The 14,007-nt window shown below is 66.8% G+C and carries 23 protein-coding genes; all 23 read left to right on the top strand.

What is annotated here, in order from left to right; genetic code table 11:
* The first annotated feature begins 24 nt into the window (after positions 1 to 24).
* A complete protein-coding gene (locus FGK64_RS22280; RefSeq protein ID WP_171054196.1) occupies positions 25 to 201 on the top strand; it encodes a hypothetical protein in 177 nt (58 codons plus the stop codon).
* 3 nt (positions 202 to 204) lie between these two features.
* Entirely contained in the window at positions 205 to 789 is a 585-nt protein-coding gene (locus FGK64_RS21915; protein ID WP_138865996.1) for a head-tail connector protein, read from the top strand.
* Positions 789 to 1,160 carry a head-tail adaptor protein gene (locus tag FGK64_RS21920; protein WP_246057912.1) on the top strand — a complete coding sequence of 124 codons (372 nt, stop codon included), beginning with the start codon at positions 789 to 791 and terminating at the stop codon, positions 1,158 to 1,160. Before FGK64_RS21915 ends, FGK64_RS21920 begins: the two co-directional genes overlap by 1 nt.
* Entirely contained in the window at positions 1,157 to 1,561 is a 405-nt protein-coding gene (locus FGK64_RS21925; RefSeq protein WP_138865997.1) for a DUF3168 domain-containing protein, read from the top strand. Before FGK64_RS21920 ends, FGK64_RS21925 begins: the two co-directional genes overlap by 4 nt.
* Positions 1,561 to 1,971 (top strand): HK97-gp10 family putative phage morphogenesis protein, encoded by a 411-nt coding sequence (locus tag FGK64_RS21930; protein ID WP_138865998.1) that lies wholly within the window; start codon positions 1,561 to 1,563, stop codon positions 1,969 to 1,971. The genes FGK64_RS21925 and FGK64_RS21930 overlap by 1 nt, the downstream gene beginning before the upstream one ends.
* 25 nt (positions 1,972 to 1,996) lie before the next feature.
* A complete protein-coding gene (locus FGK64_RS22285) occupies positions 1,997 to 2,152 on the top strand; it encodes a hypothetical protein (protein WP_171054197.1) in 156 nt (51 codons plus the stop codon).
* Between the two features lie 3 nt (positions 2,153 to 2,155).
* Complete coding sequence (locus tag FGK64_RS21935; RefSeq protein ID WP_138865999.1) at positions 2,156 to 2,599, top strand: phage tail tube protein; 444 nt, start codon at positions 2,156 to 2,158, stop codon at positions 2,597 to 2,599.
* On the top strand, positions 2,599 to 3,138 hold the full coding sequence (locus tag FGK64_RS21940) for a gene transfer agent family protein (protein ID WP_171054198.1): 540 nt from the start codon (positions 2,599 to 2,601) through the stop codon (positions 3,136 to 3,138). The genes FGK64_RS21935 and FGK64_RS21940 overlap by 1 nt, the downstream gene beginning before the upstream one ends.
* Positions 3,131 to 5,143, top strand: a complete 2,013-nt coding sequence (locus FGK64_RS21945; RefSeq protein WP_138866001.1) for a hypothetical protein — start codon at positions 3,131 to 3,133, stop codon at positions 5,141 to 5,143. Before FGK64_RS21940 ends, FGK64_RS21945 begins: the two co-directional genes overlap by 8 nt.
* On the top strand, positions 5,143 to 5,811 hold the full coding sequence (locus FGK64_RS21950; protein ID WP_138866002.1) for a hypothetical protein: 669 nt from the start codon (positions 5,143 to 5,145) through the stop codon (positions 5,809 to 5,811). Before FGK64_RS21945 ends, FGK64_RS21950 begins: the two co-directional genes overlap by 1 nt.
* Before the next feature lie 3 nt (positions 5,812 to 5,814).
* Positions 5,815 to 6,504, top strand: coding sequence for a hypothetical protein (locus FGK64_RS21955; protein WP_138866003.1), 690 nt, complete (start codon positions 5,815 to 5,817; stop codon positions 6,502 to 6,504).
* Entirely contained in the window at positions 6,505 to 6,924 is a 420-nt protein-coding gene (locus FGK64_RS21960; protein WP_246057915.1) for a DUF6950 family protein, read from the top strand.
* The gene (locus tag FGK64_RS21965; RefSeq protein ID WP_138866004.1) at positions 6,921 to 9,842 is read left to right on the top strand and encodes a phage tail protein; all 2,922 of its coding nucleotides are present in this window, start codon (positions 6,921 to 6,923) and stop codon (positions 9,840 to 9,842) included. The genes FGK64_RS21960 and FGK64_RS21965 overlap by 4 nt, the downstream gene beginning before the upstream one ends.
* Complete coding sequence (locus FGK64_RS21970; protein WP_138866005.1) at positions 9,839 to 10,282, top strand: hypothetical protein; 444 nt, start codon at positions 9,839 to 9,841, stop codon at positions 10,280 to 10,282. The genes FGK64_RS21965 and FGK64_RS21970 overlap by 4 nt, the downstream gene beginning before the upstream one ends.
* Before the next feature lie 2 nt (positions 10,283 to 10,284).
* The gene (locus FGK64_RS21975) at positions 10,285 to 10,719 is read left to right on the top strand and encodes a hypothetical protein (protein ID WP_138866006.1); all 435 of its coding nucleotides are present in this window, start codon (positions 10,285 to 10,287) and stop codon (positions 10,717 to 10,719) included.
* Between the two features lie 62 nt (positions 10,720 to 10,781).
* Positions 10,782 to 11,303, top strand: a complete 522-nt coding sequence (locus FGK64_RS21980) for a hypothetical protein (protein ID WP_138866007.1) — start codon at positions 10,782 to 10,784, stop codon at positions 11,301 to 11,303.
* A complete protein-coding gene (locus FGK64_RS21985) occupies positions 11,290 to 11,589 on the top strand; it encodes a hypothetical protein (RefSeq protein WP_138866008.1) in 300 nt (99 codons plus the stop codon). Before FGK64_RS21980 ends, FGK64_RS21985 begins: the two co-directional genes overlap by 14 nt.
* Positions 11,590 to 11,596: 7 nt before the next feature.
* Complete coding sequence (locus tag FGK64_RS21990; RefSeq protein ID WP_138866009.1) at positions 11,597 to 12,361, top strand: glycoside hydrolase family 108 protein; 765 nt, start codon at positions 11,597 to 11,599, stop codon at positions 12,359 to 12,361.
* Positions 12,354 to 12,572: a hypothetical protein gene (locus tag FGK64_RS21995; RefSeq protein WP_138866010.1), complete on the top strand. Its 219-nt coding sequence runs from the start codon at positions 12,354 to 12,356 to the stop codon at positions 12,570 to 12,572. Before FGK64_RS21990 ends, FGK64_RS21995 begins: the two co-directional genes overlap by 8 nt.
* The gene (locus FGK64_RS22000) at positions 12,569 to 12,970 is read left to right on the top strand and encodes a hypothetical protein (protein WP_138866011.1); all 402 of its coding nucleotides are present in this window, start codon (positions 12,569 to 12,571) and stop codon (positions 12,968 to 12,970) included. Before FGK64_RS21995 ends, FGK64_RS22000 begins: the two co-directional genes overlap by 4 nt.
* A gap of 10 nt (positions 12,971 to 12,980) precedes the next feature.
* Positions 12,981 to 13,232, top strand: a complete 252-nt coding sequence (locus FGK64_RS22290; protein ID WP_171054199.1) for a hypothetical protein — start codon at positions 12,981 to 12,983, stop codon at positions 13,230 to 13,232.
* 10 nt (positions 13,233 to 13,242) lie between these two features.
* Positions 13,243 to 13,605, top strand: a complete 363-nt coding sequence (locus FGK64_RS22295) for a helix-turn-helix domain-containing protein (protein ID WP_171054200.1) — start codon at positions 13,243 to 13,245, stop codon at positions 13,603 to 13,605.
* On the top strand, positions 13,602 to 14,007 hold a 406-nt coding region (locus FGK64_RS22010; protein WP_138866013.1), incomplete at its 3' end, for a hypothetical protein. The genes FGK64_RS22295 and FGK64_RS22010, both read left to right, overlap by 4 nt.

The raw sequence follows: 14,007 nt of genomic DNA on the forward strand, positions 1-14,007 counted from the left end.
GCCCCCGTTTAGAAAGGGCATGTCATGGACAAATCCATCCAGATCACCTTCGTCCAGGTTTATGAAGTGCAGGACGAGCATCGCGGGACCGAGAAGGCGACCCGCTACAGGGCTGACCAGAAGGTCAAGATGGACCCGGCCTCGGCGCACCATTTCCTGAGCCGGGGCGTTGCCGAGCTGACGGTTGCGGAGAAGGGCTGAGGGGTGTCGGTTCAGACCCTGGTTCCGCCGGCGGCGGCCGTGTTTGATGCCTCGGATGCGATCCTGCGCCAGTTTCTGAGGCTCGCGCCGGAGGATACCGGTGAAGATGCGCTGATCGACGAAATGATCGCCAGCGCGACCGACCAAGTCGAGACCTATATCCGGCGCCGGTTGATCACGCAGACCGTGCGGATCACCGGCGATGGCTTCGGGCCCGGCGCGATCGCCTTGCCGATCGACCCGGTGCAGAACGTGGCGTCGGTGGTTTATGTCGACGGGGCCGGGGAAGACCAGACGCTCGAGCCGGCACGCTATCGCCTGGTGCGTTCGGAAGTGCCGGTGGAGCTGCACCCTGCCTATGGCGAGAGCTGGCCGGTACCGCGCCCGGATCGTGATTGCGTGCGCATCGACGTGGTCGCGGGTTACGGCGATGAGGGCACGGATGTGCCCGCCGCGATCCGGGCGGCGCTGCGGCTTTTGGTGGCGCATCAGTTCTTCCACCGCGAAGCCGTGATCCTGAATGCAGGCGCGGAAGAGTTGCCGCTCGGGGTGCGCGACAGCCTCGCGCCCTACAGGTTCTGGGTCTGATGCATATCGGGGCAGGCAGCTTGCGCGAGCGCATCGTGTTTGAGCGGCCAAAGAGCGAACCGGACGGGCATGGCGGCATCGAGACCGGTTGGACCGAGATGTTCGAAGTCCGGGCTGCTCTCAGGTGGCTGCGCGGTGGCGAGAGCGTGCAGGCCGCGCGTCTCTCGGGGCGACAGCCGGCGGTGTTCACCATCCGCGCCAATGACCAGACAAGGGCAATTGCGCCCGATTGGCGGCTGCGCGATCTGCGACGGCTCGCGCTTGATGCCGGGGGGCAGCCGATCCGGGGCGTGTTCAACATCCGCGCGGTGATCGAAACCGAAGACCGCGCCTGGATCGAGATCACGGCCGAGACCGGGGTGGCCACATGAGTGCCTCGGTTGCGCTTCAGGACGCAGTGCTGGCAGCTCTGGTGGGAGATGCCGGTGTGGCCGCGCTGGTGGCCGATCGGATTTATGATCGCCCGCCGGCCGGGGCGGCGTTTCCCTATATCAGCTTCGGGCCGTCGGATTACGTCCTCGATGACACCGACTGCATCGATCTGCGGATCGAGACGCTGCAGATCGATGTCTGGGCGCGGGCTGAAGGGCGGCTTTGGCCAGCGCGGAGGCTGGTCGATGCGGTGAAGGCGGCGCTGCACCTGGTCGACCTGTCGTTGAGCGTGCATGCGCTGGCGCTTCTGCGGGTCGAGGCGGTGCGGGTGTTCCTTGATCCCGACGGGATCACCGGGCACGGGGTGATCACGCTTCAAGCCGAGATCGAAGAGCGCTGATGGTTCAGGGGCTGGATGAGCTGAAGCGTCGCTGGGGCGCTGTACCGGAGCGGGTCAGGGCCGAAGTTGCGGCCGCGATGACAAAGACCGCGCAAGAGATCCAGGCGGATATGGAGAAGCTCGCCCCTCAAGGCGAAACCCTGAACATCCTTGGCTCGATCGGATGGACCTGGGGCGACGCGCCCGGGGGCAGCCTGGTGATCGGCAAGGCGTCGGGCGGGCGGTCCTACGGAACCCTGCGCATCACCTTCTACGCGGGCGGTGGCGAGGCGTTTTATGCTCGCTACCACGAGTTTGGGACGGTCGACATGGCGGCACGGCCGTTCTTCTACCCGGTCTGGCGCGCGTGGCGGCGTCGGGTGCGGGTGCGGATCAGCCGGGCCGTGACCAAGGCGCTCAAATCCATCTGACACCGGCTTGCAGACAGGAGTTCGCATGCAAATCGAGATCATCAAGGATCACGACCACCGGCATCGCCCGGCGGTTATCCAGGCCTTTCGGACCGGGCAGACGCCCAACGTTCCGAAGAAGGTGGCCGACGCGCTGATCGCGGCAGGCGCGGCCAAACCCCTCACCGCTGAAAAGGAGTAACCCATGGCGGCGCCTCAATTAACCCGCAGCTTTCTGATCCTTCTGGGAGATGGCGGCGATCCGGAGACTTTTGCCTTCCCCTGCGGCTCCAACGCGCGCAGCGTGACCCTGACCAACAACCTCGGCGAAGAGACCGTGCTCGACTGCGAAGACCCGCTGGGCGAGCTGGCGGCGATCCAGCGCTGGATCGAGAGCCAGGATACGCAGGTATCGATCTCGGGCCGGGTCGCCAAGGGCAGCATCACCGAGTGGCGCGAATGGGTCGACAGCGGGGATGAGAGGAATATCCGGATCCAATACGATGAACCTTCGGGCGATGGCGGGGGCTATTACACCTTGGCCGCCTACCTGCAGCAGCTGGAATGGGGCAGCGAAGGCAAGGGCACGGTTACCGTCTCCGCGACCATCATGGGCAGTGGCCCGCGCGTCTGGACGCCGGCCAGCTGATGGCGGAAATCCTGGCCGAATGGGGTGGCGCGCAGCGCCGCCTCGCGCTGACCTTCGGCAACCTGCTGGATATCGAAGAGGCCTGCGGCAAGGTGGGCATTGGCGAAATCTATGTGCGTCTCGGGGCGCATCGCTACTACGCCCGCGATGTTTACCACGTCATCCGGCAGGGGCTGATCGGCGGCGGGCTGAAGCCGACGGAGGCCGATCGGCTGCTGCAGGACCGCTTTAGCGCAATGCCGATGGTCAGAAACGTCGAGATCGCGCTCGAGCTGCTGATCGCGGTGATGGCCGGGATCGACGCAGACGAAGACGCGACGCCTGGCGATCCTTCGAAACCCTTTGATGCCGGGGTCATCTTTGCCTCTTTCGTGAAGATGGGCATCCCCACGCAGGCTGTGCGGGACATGGAGCTGGCGGACTTCGTGCGGCTTTGTCGCGGGCTCTCGAGCGAGGGCACCAAGCCGCCCAGCGAGGCCGAGTTCGAAGAGATGATCGCGCGCATGGAAGCGCGGGAAAGGACGGCAAGCGATGCCTGAGATCGAGCAAGCGCTGATCGTGCGCATGGAAGCGACGCTGAACACGCTGGAAAAGCAGATGACGCGGGCCTTGAAGGTCACCGGTGACACGGCGACGGGCATCCAGGGGCGCTTTGACCAGATGGGTGATCGCGTCGCGGCCAATGCCAACCGGGCGGCCAAGGGCATCACAAGCATGAACCGCAGCGCCGGCGCCAGCCGCTTCGTGCTGCAGAACACGGCAAACCAGCTGGGCGATATCGCGGTGCAGATATCTGGGGGCACCTCGGCCGCCCGGGCGATGTCGCAGCAGCTGCCGCAGATGTTCGGTGGCTTCAGCTCCCTGGGAGGCGCGCTTGGCGTGGTCGGGCCGCTGCTCGGTACGGTTGCCGCGATCGGCATCCCGGTGGCAATTGCGCTGGCCAGCATGGGCGAAGAGGCCGCAAGCCTCGACGAGCGTCTGAAGGCGCTGGAGAAGTCGATCGCCGCGTTGAAATCTGCGCAAAGCCTCGACGGGCTGTCTGCCGGCAGCCTTGTGACGGAATATGGCGACCTGGCGGATGAGGCGCGCGAAGTCTTCGAGATCAATCGCAAGATCGCATCCTTGCGGGCGAACTCGGCGATGTCGGACGTGACCCGTGGCTTTGCCGGTCGCGTCGGTGTCGAAGGCGTCCTCGGGTTTGGCCCGACCGAGATCCGCGAAATGGAAGCCACCATCGCCAGCCTCGAAGACGAGCTCGACGGGCTGAACAAGGCCTCGCAGATGAGCGATGCGCAAATGGCAGCCGCCTTCGCGCGCATCCCGGAAATCCGCGAGAGCCTGGGCGGGCTCAAATCGGCACGGGCCGAGTTCGACGCGCTTGCCGAAAGCCTTGGCATCACCAAGGAAGAAGCGCGAGAGTTCTCTGCGCTTCTCGCCGTTGCCGGGCAGGCCAAGGGGCCGCGAGACGCCGCAGATGCCACGGCGGAGATGCTGGTCTACCTCGAGAGCGTGATCGGGCGCACGGGAGAGGCGACGGAAGACGGCAAGGCTCTGCGCGATGCCATCGCGGAGGCTGCGGTTCAGTTCTTCGAGCTTGCCAAGATCGATATCGCCTCGACCATCGCCGAGGGCACGGCCGAAGCCGGGCGCCTGAAGGCGGAGCTGGCGGCCGCGCTGGCGCTGTTCAACCAGACCCAGCTGGCGGGCAGCAAGGTCTATTCGGGCCGCGGCGGTGATCCGCGCAAGATGGATGACCAGTACACGCGCGAGATGGGCTACCAGGATGTCGATGCGCTGATCGCCAAGTACACGCCGCGCACCTCGACCCGGGGCGGCGGTGGCGGGGCCGACAAGGCGCTGACGGAAGCCAAACGGCTCTTCGAGAGCACCCGCACCGAGGCCGAGAAATACGCCGCCGAGATGGAGCGCATCAACGAGCTGCACCGGCAGTTTCCGGAGATTGTCACCGCTGAAGTGCGCGATCGCGCGGTTGAAGCGTTGAACGAAGGCGTGAGCAAGCTGAGCGACGCCGCGCGCACGCTGGAAAACGCGCTCGAGGATATGTTTGTCTCGATCGTCGATGGCTCGGCCAGCGCCAAGGATGCGGTGGCCTCGCTGCTGCAGGAAATGTCGCGCCTGCTGGCGCATTCCGCCTTCAAGAGCCTCGGTGTCGGCAAGGTGTTCGACGGCTTCTTCGACGGCTTGTTCAAGCCGCGTGCCGGGGGCGGCACGGTCTCGGCCGGCGCCTCTTACATGGTCGGTGAAGCGGGGCCCGAACCCTTCTTTCCGAAGGTCGACGGGCGGGTGCTGAGCGTGGCGCAGGCGCAGGCGGCGCTGCGGGGTGGCTCGCAACGGGCTGCTGGCGGTTCGGTGCATGTCTCGGTCGGTGTCGATCGCGATGGCAACCTGGTACCGGTGATCGAGAAGGTCAGCGGCAATATCGCCGCGCGCACGGTTCAGGCGGGTATTCGGCAATATGACCGGGGCCCGGCGCGCGCCACCATGCGCGACGTGATGACCAACCCGCGCGTGGTCAGCCGGTAATGGCGCTGTCGTTTCCGCTGGCAAAGGATGAGTTCGTCGGCACCTTCAAGCTGCTCGGCTCGACTTTTGAGCTCGGGCGGCAGCGCGTGGTCAGCAACCTGACCGGCGGGGAAATCCGCACCGCCGAAGTGGCGCCCGCGCTCTGGGAAGGCCAGATGGTGATCGCCTCGCTGCCGCATGCGGCCGGGGCGGACCTGGCGGGGCTTCTGGCTGCGCTGGAAGTGCCCGGGCGGAGCTTCCAGATCTATCGCCGCTCGACGCTCTCGGGTCCGGTTTATGATCCACGGGGCGCGCTCCTGTCGGGCTATACGCCGGTGATCGAGGAATTCCACGCCACGGATGCAGAGCGCCTGCGGCTCTCGGGGTTCCCGCCGGGCTACCAGCTCGCGGCCGGCGACATGCTGGGGTTCGACTACAACCCGGGCGGCGGCACGCGCCGGGCGCTGCACCAGGTCGTGCAGGGGCGCAACGCCGATGGCACGGGCGAGATGCAGAGCTTCATCACGGTGGCGCCCGCGATCCGGACGGGGGCGATCCTCGGCACGGAGGTCGATCTGATCCGGCCGCATTGCAACGCGGTGCTGGTGCCGGGGTCGGTCAACACCGGCCGCATCGCGCCAGCGGTGCGCACCGGCATGTCCTTTTCCTGGCGACAGTCTCTGAGGTGATCGATGCGCAGCTATGACACGGATACGACCGACTTCCTGGCCGAGAAGGTCGGGATCGTCGCGCACCAGCTGGTCTGGATCACGGCGGTGAACACCGCGACCAGTCTCGAAGAGACGCTGGGCGTCTGGACGGGTGAGGATGACATCACGCTGACGATCGATGGCGCGTCGCGCGGCTATATAGGGGCAGGCGGGTTGATCACGATCGATCCGATCGTGGCGAGCAAGGGGCTCGGCGTGCGGATGCAGCAGATTTACCTCTCGCCGGCTGCACCCGAGATGGAAGACATCGTGAAGGGCTACCGCACGCGACTTGCCCCGATCGAGATCCACCGTGTGCTGTTCCGCGCCGATACCCGCGAGCGGGTCGGGTTCTCGCATCGCCTGTTCCGGGGCTTCATCAATGCGGTGGAGTTCCCGATCTCGCCTTCGGGGGGCGAGGCGAGCTGCATCATCACCGCCGCCTCCGAGACGCAGGCGCTGACCCGGGCGCTGCCCTCGAAGAAGTCGCACCAGACCTTCACGGCAAATGGCGGCGATGACTTCCGCCAGTATGGCGACACCAGCGGCTCGGTCCCGGTCTACTGGGGCGAGAAGCGCTTCGAGCCAGCTGCAACGCCGCCGCCGCAACCGCCAACCTCACCCGAGCCATGGTCGCCTGATGTCGACTGGCCGACCTATCCGGGGGCCTGAATGATCGAAACGCCCAAACCCCGGCTGCCCGATTGGCGGCCCCGTCTGGCCGCCTATGTGGCGCAGGTCTCTTCGCGACCTTTCCGTCCCGGCCGGCACGATTGCGCCTTGTTCGCGGCCGGCGCGGTGCAGGCCATGACCGGCGCCGATCCGGCGGCCGCGATGCGCGGCACCTATCGCTCGCTGGAAGACGGCAAGGCGCTGCTGAAGGCGCAAGGCACGCCGTCCCTGGGCGCGTTGCTCGAGGCGAACCTGACCGAAGTGCCACCAGCCTATGCGCAGGCGGGCGATCTCGCGCTCCTGCGCGAGGGCGATGCAGAGGCGATGGGCGTGGTCCAGGGCGAGCGCGTCTATTGCCTGACACCCACCGGGCTGGCTCTGGTCGAGCGCGCCCGCATGCTAAGGGCCTTCCGCCTATGATCCAGACCTTCGTTGCTCTCCTGATCGTCGCGTTGCTGGTACCGGCGCCCGCTGCGGCGGAACCGGTAACCGCCGCGATTGCGCTGGCTTTGGGCGGAGGCACCGCGGCCGTGGCGGCTGCGGGCTTCATCGTGCGCCTCGGCGTCTCCTTCATCTTCTCGGCGCTGGCCTCGGCCCTGGCCGGAAAGCCTGCCGCACAACGGCCTTCGGGCATCAAGACCGATGTCACGACCACCGGGGGTGTGAATGCCGAGAGCTTCATCCTGGGCCGCTATGCCACAGCGGGGAACCTGGCTGCGCCACCCTACAGCCACCCGAACGATGGATCGGTGCCGAACCAGTACCTGACCTATGTCATCGATATCGCCGACAAGCCGGGCGTGACCTTCAACCGGATGATCCTGAACGGGGAATATATCACCGACTGGCAGGCCAGCGACGGCGATCATGACCAGGAAGGTGTGATCGAGAACAGCGTCCCGCATGTGTTCCTGACCTGGCATGACGGGACGCAAGTCGCAGCCGACGCTTACATGATGGCGAATTATGACAGTTACCCGGATCGCCCCTGGACGGCCGATATGGTCGGGGCCGGGATCACCTATGCGGTGGTGACCTTCCGCTACAATCGCGAGCTCTTCAACAGCCTGCCGGGGGTGCGCTTCGAGGTCGATGGCGTGCCGCTCTATGATCCGCGCGCTGACACCACGGTGGGCGGTTCGGGCGCGCAGCGCTGGGATGATCCGGAGACCTGGACGCAGACCACCAACCCTGCGGTGATGATCTACAACATCCTGCGCGGCATTGCCTTGTCGGGCGGCCGGTCCTGGGGTGGCAAGGTCGCGGCCGAAGACCTGCCGCTCGATAACTGGTTTGCGGCGATGAACGAATGCGATGTTGTCGTCTCGCTCAAATCCGGCGGCTCGCAGAAGCAATACCGGGCCGGGCTGGAGGTGGCGGTGGATGCGCAGCCCTCCGAGGTGATCGACGATCTGCTGAATGCCTGCTCGGCCGAGATGACCGAGTTCGGCGGCGTCTACAAGATCCGCGTCGGACCACCGGCCTTGCCGACTTACGTCTTCTCCGATGACGACATCATCCTTGATCGCCCGGAAGTGCTGCGGCCCTATCCCGGGCTCGAGGGCGTGTTCAACGCGGTGCATGCCGACTTTCCAAGCCCGGCCGCCTTGTGGGAAAGCCGCGATGCGCCCCCGCGCTATGATACGGCAGCGGAAGCCGAAGACGGTCGCCAGCTGGTCGCCGATGTCAGCCTGCCGGCGGTCTATGATCAGCGCCAGGTGCAGCGCCTGACGAAAGCCTGGCTGGCCGACAGCCGGCGCTTCCGCCAGCACAGCCTGGCGCTGCCGCCCGAAGCCGTGACGCTCGAGCCGCTCGACACGGTCAGCTGGACCAGCGTGCGGCACAGCTACTCCGCCAAGCTCTTCGAAGTGGGCGAGCTCTCGGATGATCCGCGCACGCTGATCCAGAGCCTCTCGATCCGCGAGCGCGACGGCGGGGATTTTGCCTGGGTGCCAGCGTCCGACGAGTTCGACGTCTTCGACCCGGCAACCGCGCCGGTGCGCCCGGCCGATCGCTACCTGACCGACTTCACGGCTTTGGGTGACACAATCGAGGCGCCCTCGGGGGCTTTGCGGCCGGTCCTGCGGCTCTCCTGGGATGAAACCCTCTTGCACGAGACGGAAAGCATCGGCTTCGAGATCGAGCGTGCGAGCGATCTCTCCGATGTCGCCTCGGGGGTGATCGACAATCCGCTGCGTGGCAAGAAGACAGTGCGGGGGCTGATGCCCAACACGCAATACCGGGTGCGGGCACGCATCCTGGGGCGCAAGCCCGGCCTCTGGACCGGCTGGGTGACGGCCACGACACCGAACACGCTCTTGCAGGCGATGGATATCGCGGAAGAGGGCATCCTCTCCTATCACATCGATGTGCCGGATTTTGCGAGCCTCTGGGTCGACCAGGGCCATGAGGATGATCGCTATGCGCGCAGCGGGCCCTTCACCTATGCCGATGCCCCGGCCAGCTATGAATCCGAGCGGGTGATCGAAGTCTCCGGGGCAGCCGGGGCTTTTGGCATCGTCTTTGGTCCGAAGTTCGACATCGACCCCGCCGGCGAGACCTTCCACTTCGATTATGAAGGTGATCTCGATGGCGGCAGCGGCGTGATGTTCCTGCAAATCCAGGCCTCGACCAAGGGGCGGAAAAACTTCGCCTCGGGCACCTACTTCAGCTCGGCCGGGGGCGTGACCATCACCAGCACCGCGCGCACCCGGGTCAATGGCACGGTCACGATCCCGGCGGGCTATCGCAGCGCGCGGGTGCAGCTGGTCAAGGGCAGCGATGGTACGGCGACGGTTGCCCGCTTCGGGCGGCTCGCGGTCTATCGCCAGAATGCCGAGAAGAAGATCAGGAATGGCAACCTGCCCGGGGTCAAGATCGTCAACCTCGACATCACGGGCGACAAGATCGCCGACAACGCGGTGAGCCTCGGCGGTCTGGCAAAGGCCACGGCGGGCCGGAAGGTTGGCGTGGATACAAGCTTCGCAGCAAAGATCGTCACGGAGATCGACGTGGGCTACCTCTCGGAGGATTACTTCTGGACCGTTTCCGGCTTTGCGGAAATCCGGGGCGATACCTCGGTGGGGGCGACCACCTACTTCGGGCTACAGGAAACCATCTACGATCCCGGATCCAGCAGCTCGGCGATCGGGACCGTCGACAGCGATGCCAGCGACGCCTGGAAGAAGGTCGAGGTGACGCAGCAGTTCCACCGGGGCGGCAGCGATTACGGCTATGCCTTCGGGTTGCATTTTGACTGCGACCGGACGGTGGCGCAGCTCACCCAGAACAACGTGCGCCGGGTGGCGCTCGTGCTGCGCGCGAATCCCGCGAAATGATCCGCTTTGTCGATCTGGGCGCAGGCGGCGAGGTGCTGGGGGCCTTCACCCATCCCCCGAAACATGCCAGCGCCCTGCGCGCCGTGGTGATCGTGGCGGAGCCGTCTGAACTCGGCGCGGGTGAGGTCGGGGTGACGGAGCCGCAACCCTCTGCGTTCTTCACCACGGCCATGGTGGATGGAGCCGGCATGCTGGTGGCCCGGCCGGTGGGTCCGGTTCCGTTGGCTTCACCTGGTCAGATCGTCGTGCCAGCCTGTCCAGCCGGGACGCGGATCGAAGTCTTCGACATGGTGGGCCGTGAGCGGCTCGCGCTCGAATTCTCGGTGCCCGAGGGCTGGTCAGAGACCTACAGCTTTCCGGATGCGGGGCGGTACCGGGTCGAAGTCGAGCCACCGGCGCCCTGGTTGCCTTCGGCCGTCGAGATCGAGGTGGCGCCATGATCGTGCTGACCCGCTCTCAGGCCAGTGTCACGGCCGAGCTGGAGGCGCGGCGCCGTGCGGCCACTGCCGAGGTCAACGCGACCATCGGCACACGTCGGCAGGAGTTCATCACCGACATTCCCGGGCAGGAGATGATCTACCGCGAGAAGATCACCGAGGCGACGCTCTACCTGGCCGCGCCGATCCTGCCGGCCGAGCTGACGGATTACCCGCTGCTCTCGGCCGAGATCGGGATCACGGCGCCGGATGCGACGGCCCTCGCAACTCTCTGGCTGTCCATGGGCGCACAATGGAAACGCGTCGGGGCCGAGCTCGAGGCGATCCGGCAGGCGGCGCTGCTGGCGATCAGCGCGGCACCGGACGGGGCAGGGGTTGCCACTGCCCTCAGCGCTTTCCGCGCCGCTTACGCCGCCTGGACGCCGCCCCCGGCGCCCTGACTGACCCAGAAAGGACCACAGATGTTGATCTCCGCCTTGCACAGTTCGGCGGCGCAATAGAGATGCGCACGCTGACCACCGCCATCATCGAGAACGGGCGCGCGACCGAGTGGCTGACCGGCTGCGTGCTGCTGGTCTTCGCGCTGACGCTCTCGCTGCCGGGTGACACGCTGGCGCGCTCGAGCTTTGCCGGCTTCGGCGCCATGGGGCTTGAAGAAACCAGCCTGGCTGTGCTGCTGACGCTGGTCGGCTCGGCCCGGCTGAGCGCGCTCTACATCAACGGCCGCTGGCGGCGATCCCCGATCCTGCGGATGCTGGGGGCTGGCTGCGGCGTGGTGGTCTTCTCGATCCTGTCGATGGCCTTCGCCTGGCCGGTGCTCTCGACCTGGTTCGGCACGTGCGACGTGACGTGGTTCGGAGGGTACCCCTGGCCGGTCGAGATTTGTGGCGGCGAGGGGGCCAATTCCCGGGCGCTCGGGACCGGGGCGGGCACCTACTTCGTGCTGGCGCTCTTCGATCTGCTGGCTGCCTACCGGGCCTCTGCGGACTACCGGATGACGCAGGTGCGCCATGGCCCTGTCTGAGCTCACTGGTCTGACCAACCAGGACTTTGCCCTGATCGGCACCGGCATCGGCGCGGTGCTGGCCACCTTCATCACCACCTGGCGGGGCTTGCGGCGCAAGACACCCGTGCCACCGATCCCGCCGATCGCGCAGCGCCATCCCGAAGACGCGCTGGCGGCCGAGATCGCGGCTTTGCGCAGCGATCACGCGCGCACCGCGACCCAGCTGGCCCAGCAGCTGGACGAGATCGAGCGCCGCAACGGTGGCCTGCGCGATCTGCTTATCGAAATCCGCGCCAAGATGTGAGGGCACCATGACAGCGACGAACTATCGGCCCTGCCTCGACCATGTGTTGAGGTGGGAAGGCGGCTTTGTGGATCATCCAAAGGATCCCGGGGGCGCGACGAACCTCGGTATTACCCGCGCCACCCTGCAGCGCCATCGCGGGCAGCACGTCACAGCGAAAGACGTGCGCGCCCTTCAGCTGAGCGAGGCGGCCGAGATCTACCGCGCCGGCTACTGGATGCCGGTGCGGGGTGATGACCTGCCGAAAGGCCTCGACCTGGTGGCCTTCGATGCCGGTGTGAACTCTGGGCCCGTGCGCGGCGCCAAGTGGTTGCAAGCAGGGCTGCGGGTGCCGGCAGATGGGCGCGTTGGTCCGCAGACGCTGAAGGCGGCCCGCAACGCGCCTGACACGGTCGCCGTGATCCAGCGGGCCTGTGCCGCGCGCATGGGCTTCCTGCAGCGCCTTGGCACCTGGTCGACCTTCGGGCGCGGCTGGTCGCGGCGGGTGGCCGATACCGAGGCCGCGGCCGTGTCCATGTGCGCGACGCGGGCCGTGGTCGAGGCGCAGATCGCGCCGGCGCGCGCGGCCCAGAAGCGCGATGCCGGTGGTGCGGCGGCGTCCGGGACCGGGGGCGGCGCGGCGATCTCGCTCGAGGCGCTGCCGGATTGGGCAAGCTGGGGTGTGGGTGCCCTGGTGATCACCCTCGCCGCGCTCCTCCTTCTGAAATCCATCCATCACAAGCGGCGGGCCGAGGCCTATGCCGCGATCATTGCAGGAGGTGCGCATGGGTAAGCCCGTCGCTCGATCAAAGACCGTCTGGTTCAATATAGTGACCGGCATCGTCGGGGCCTGCAACGAGCTCGCACCCGTGCTCGACCAGCTGGTCGGGCTGGGCTACGGCGGCGAGACCGTGGCGGCGGTGCGGGGCGGGGTCGTGTTGCTCTCGATCCTCGGCAACACGGTGCTGCGGCTCTACACCTCCGAGCCGGTGCGCCTCAAATGAGCGCGCTGCTGGCCTGGCTGGTCCGCCTCGGTCTGCGCGGCGCCGTCGATCGGGCGCTTGCGCACCTCGAGCGGCGGGCCGAGCTCGAAGGCGTAACCGAGCAGCTGAAAAGCCGCACAACGATCGAGATCGCCCGCGCGGCCGTGGCCGAGGCCCAGATCATGGCCGAGTTCAACCGCGCCAAGCTCTCGGTGCCCTGGTTCTGGATCTTCGCTGCGCTCTTCGTCGGCCCGCTGGCTCTGTGGTGGGCGGCCGTGATCCTCGACAGCGTGTTCCGCTTCAGCTGGTCGGTCGCCGATCTGCCAACCCCGCAAATGCAGCAATGGGCCGGCGACATGATCGCCTGGCTCTTCTACGTCGGCACCGGTGTCGGCGCCCTGAAATCCCTCACGCGATAGGTGCACAGCGATGCCCAAGTTCAACGATATGCAAGTCTTTCCCCTCGACGGCGTCTATGGCCAGAAGGACTCCCCGGCGATGGTCGTGGTCGATGCCGGCGGTGGATCGCTGGCCATCGAGGCCGACATGGGAGATGGCACCTGGATCGCGATCCCGGGCAGCCCCTTCACCGAGGATACCGCCTTCCACCTCGCGATCGGCAACGGCCGGTTCCGCTTCACCCCGGCTGAAGGCGCCGCCTACAGCTTCACCGTGCGTTGAGGTCCGATCGATGGGCATGGCCGTGCATGAGATCGTCGAGGCGATGCGGCCGGCCGAGGCGATCGACTATCTGCTCTCCATCATCGAGGCGTCACCCGCGGTGGCACCGCAGGCGCCTGACCCGACAGCGGCCTTCGAGCTGACGGAGAGACAGCGCCGGTTCCTGCGGGCGCTGATGGCTGCGGGAGGTCGTGCCGTGACTTATGAGGCGCTGTCTTACGCCTGCTACTTCGATGCCCCGACGGACGGGGATGTGCCAAGCGATGCGACGCTCAGGTATCTCGCGGGGCGCGTGCGGAAGCAGCTGCCGGCAAGCTTTGGCCAGATCGTCAACTTGCACGGCGTCGGCTATCGCTTCCAGCATGCCGGATGACAGCGCGCATTGACTGGAACACCGTCGATCTCGCGGGAATGACGCGCGCCGGCCTGACGATCGGCCAGATCGCTGAAGAGTTCGGCGCCAGCTACGACGCTGTGCGCGCGGCGCTGAATCGCCGTGGCATCGCGCGCGTCGTTGAAGGCCAGCAGACGCCGCGGCAGCGGATCCAGACCATGCGCCCGCGCGAGGCCGTGGCCTTCCTGCTCGACATCGTCGACACCCTCGCCGGAGCCGCGCCGCTGCCGGCGCATCCCAGCGATGCCTGGGGCCTGTCAAAGTCGGAGAGCCGGGTCGCCAGGGCCTTGATGGATGCGGCCGGCGCTACCGTCTCGGTCGAGCGGCTGCATAGCGCCTGCTACGTCAACGCCATCCCCGGCGACGGGCTGCCGAAGCGGG

The organism is Arenibacterium halophilum (assembly GCF_005938225.1).
GTDB classification, from domain to species: Bacteria; Pseudomonadota; Alphaproteobacteria; order Rhodobacterales; family Rhodobacteraceae; genus Arenibacterium; species Arenibacterium halophilum.

What these genes read in the sequence shown, in the direction of transcription:
- FGK64_RS22280 (WP_171054196.1), top strand. Translation starts at nt 25, where the DNA reads ATGGACAAATCCATCCAGATCACCTTCGTCCAGGTTTATGAAGTGCAG.
- FGK64_RS21920 (WP_246057912.1), top strand. Translation starts at nt 789, where the DNA reads ATGCATATCGGGGCAGGCAGCTTGCGCGAGCGCATCGTGTTTGAGCGG.
- FGK64_RS21925 (WP_138865997.1), top strand. Translation starts at nt 1,157, where the DNA reads ATGAGTGCCTCGGTTGCGCTTCAGGACGCAGTGCTGGCAGCTCTGGTG.
- FGK64_RS21930 (WP_138865998.1), top strand. Translation starts at nt 1,561, where the DNA reads ATGGTTCAGGGGCTGGATGAGCTGAAGCGTCGCTGGGGCGCTGTACCG.
- FGK64_RS22285 (WP_171054197.1), top strand. Translation starts at nt 1,997, where the DNA reads ATGCAAATCGAGATCATCAAGGATCACGACCACCGGCATCGCCCGGCG.
- FGK64_RS21935 (WP_138865999.1), top strand. Translation starts at nt 2,156, where the DNA reads ATGGCGGCGCCTCAATTAACCCGCAGCTTTCTGATCCTTCTGGGAGAT.
- FGK64_RS21940 (WP_171054198.1), top strand. Translation starts at nt 2,599, where the DNA reads ATGGCGGAAATCCTGGCCGAATGGGGTGGCGCGCAGCGCCGCCTCGCG.
- FGK64_RS21945 (WP_138866001.1), top strand. Translation starts at nt 3,131, where the DNA reads ATGCCTGAGATCGAGCAAGCGCTGATCGTGCGCATGGAAGCGACGCTG.
- FGK64_RS21950 (WP_138866002.1), top strand. Translation starts at nt 5,143, where the DNA reads ATGGCGCTGTCGTTTCCGCTGGCAAAGGATGAGTTCGTCGGCACCTTC.
- FGK64_RS21955 (WP_138866003.1), top strand. Translation starts at nt 5,815, where the DNA reads ATGCGCAGCTATGACACGGATACGACCGACTTCCTGGCCGAGAAGGTC.
- FGK64_RS21960 (WP_246057915.1), top strand. Translation starts at nt 6,505, where the DNA reads ATGATCGAAACGCCCAAACCCCGGCTGCCCGATTGGCGGCCCCGTCTG.
- FGK64_RS21965 (WP_138866004.1), top strand. Translation starts at nt 6,921, where the DNA reads ATGATCCAGACCTTCGTTGCTCTCCTGATCGTCGCGTTGCTGGTACCG.
- FGK64_RS21970 (WP_138866005.1), top strand. Translation starts at nt 9,839, where the DNA reads ATGATCCGCTTTGTCGATCTGGGCGCAGGCGGCGAGGTGCTGGGGGCC.
- FGK64_RS21980 (WP_138866007.1), top strand. Translation starts at nt 10,782, where the DNA reads ATGCGCACGCTGACCACCGCCATCATCGAGAACGGGCGCGCGACCGAG.
- FGK64_RS21985 (WP_138866008.1), top strand. Translation starts at nt 11,290, where the DNA reads ATGGCCCTGTCTGAGCTCACTGGTCTGACCAACCAGGACTTTGCCCTG.
- FGK64_RS21990 (WP_138866009.1), top strand. Translation starts at nt 11,597, where the DNA reads ATGACAGCGACGAACTATCGGCCCTGCCTCGACCATGTGTTGAGGTGG.
- FGK64_RS21995 (WP_138866010.1), top strand. Translation starts at nt 12,354, where the DNA reads ATGGGTAAGCCCGTCGCTCGATCAAAGACCGTCTGGTTCAATATAGTG.
- FGK64_RS22000 (WP_138866011.1), top strand. Translation starts at nt 12,569, where the DNA reads ATGAGCGCGCTGCTGGCCTGGCTGGTCCGCCTCGGTCTGCGCGGCGCC.
- FGK64_RS22290 (WP_171054199.1), top strand. Translation starts at nt 12,981, where the DNA reads ATGCCCAAGTTCAACGATATGCAAGTCTTTCCCCTCGACGGCGTCTAT.
- FGK64_RS22295 (WP_171054200.1), top strand. Translation starts at nt 13,243, where the DNA reads ATGGGCATGGCCGTGCATGAGATCGTCGAGGCGATGCGGCCGGCCGAG.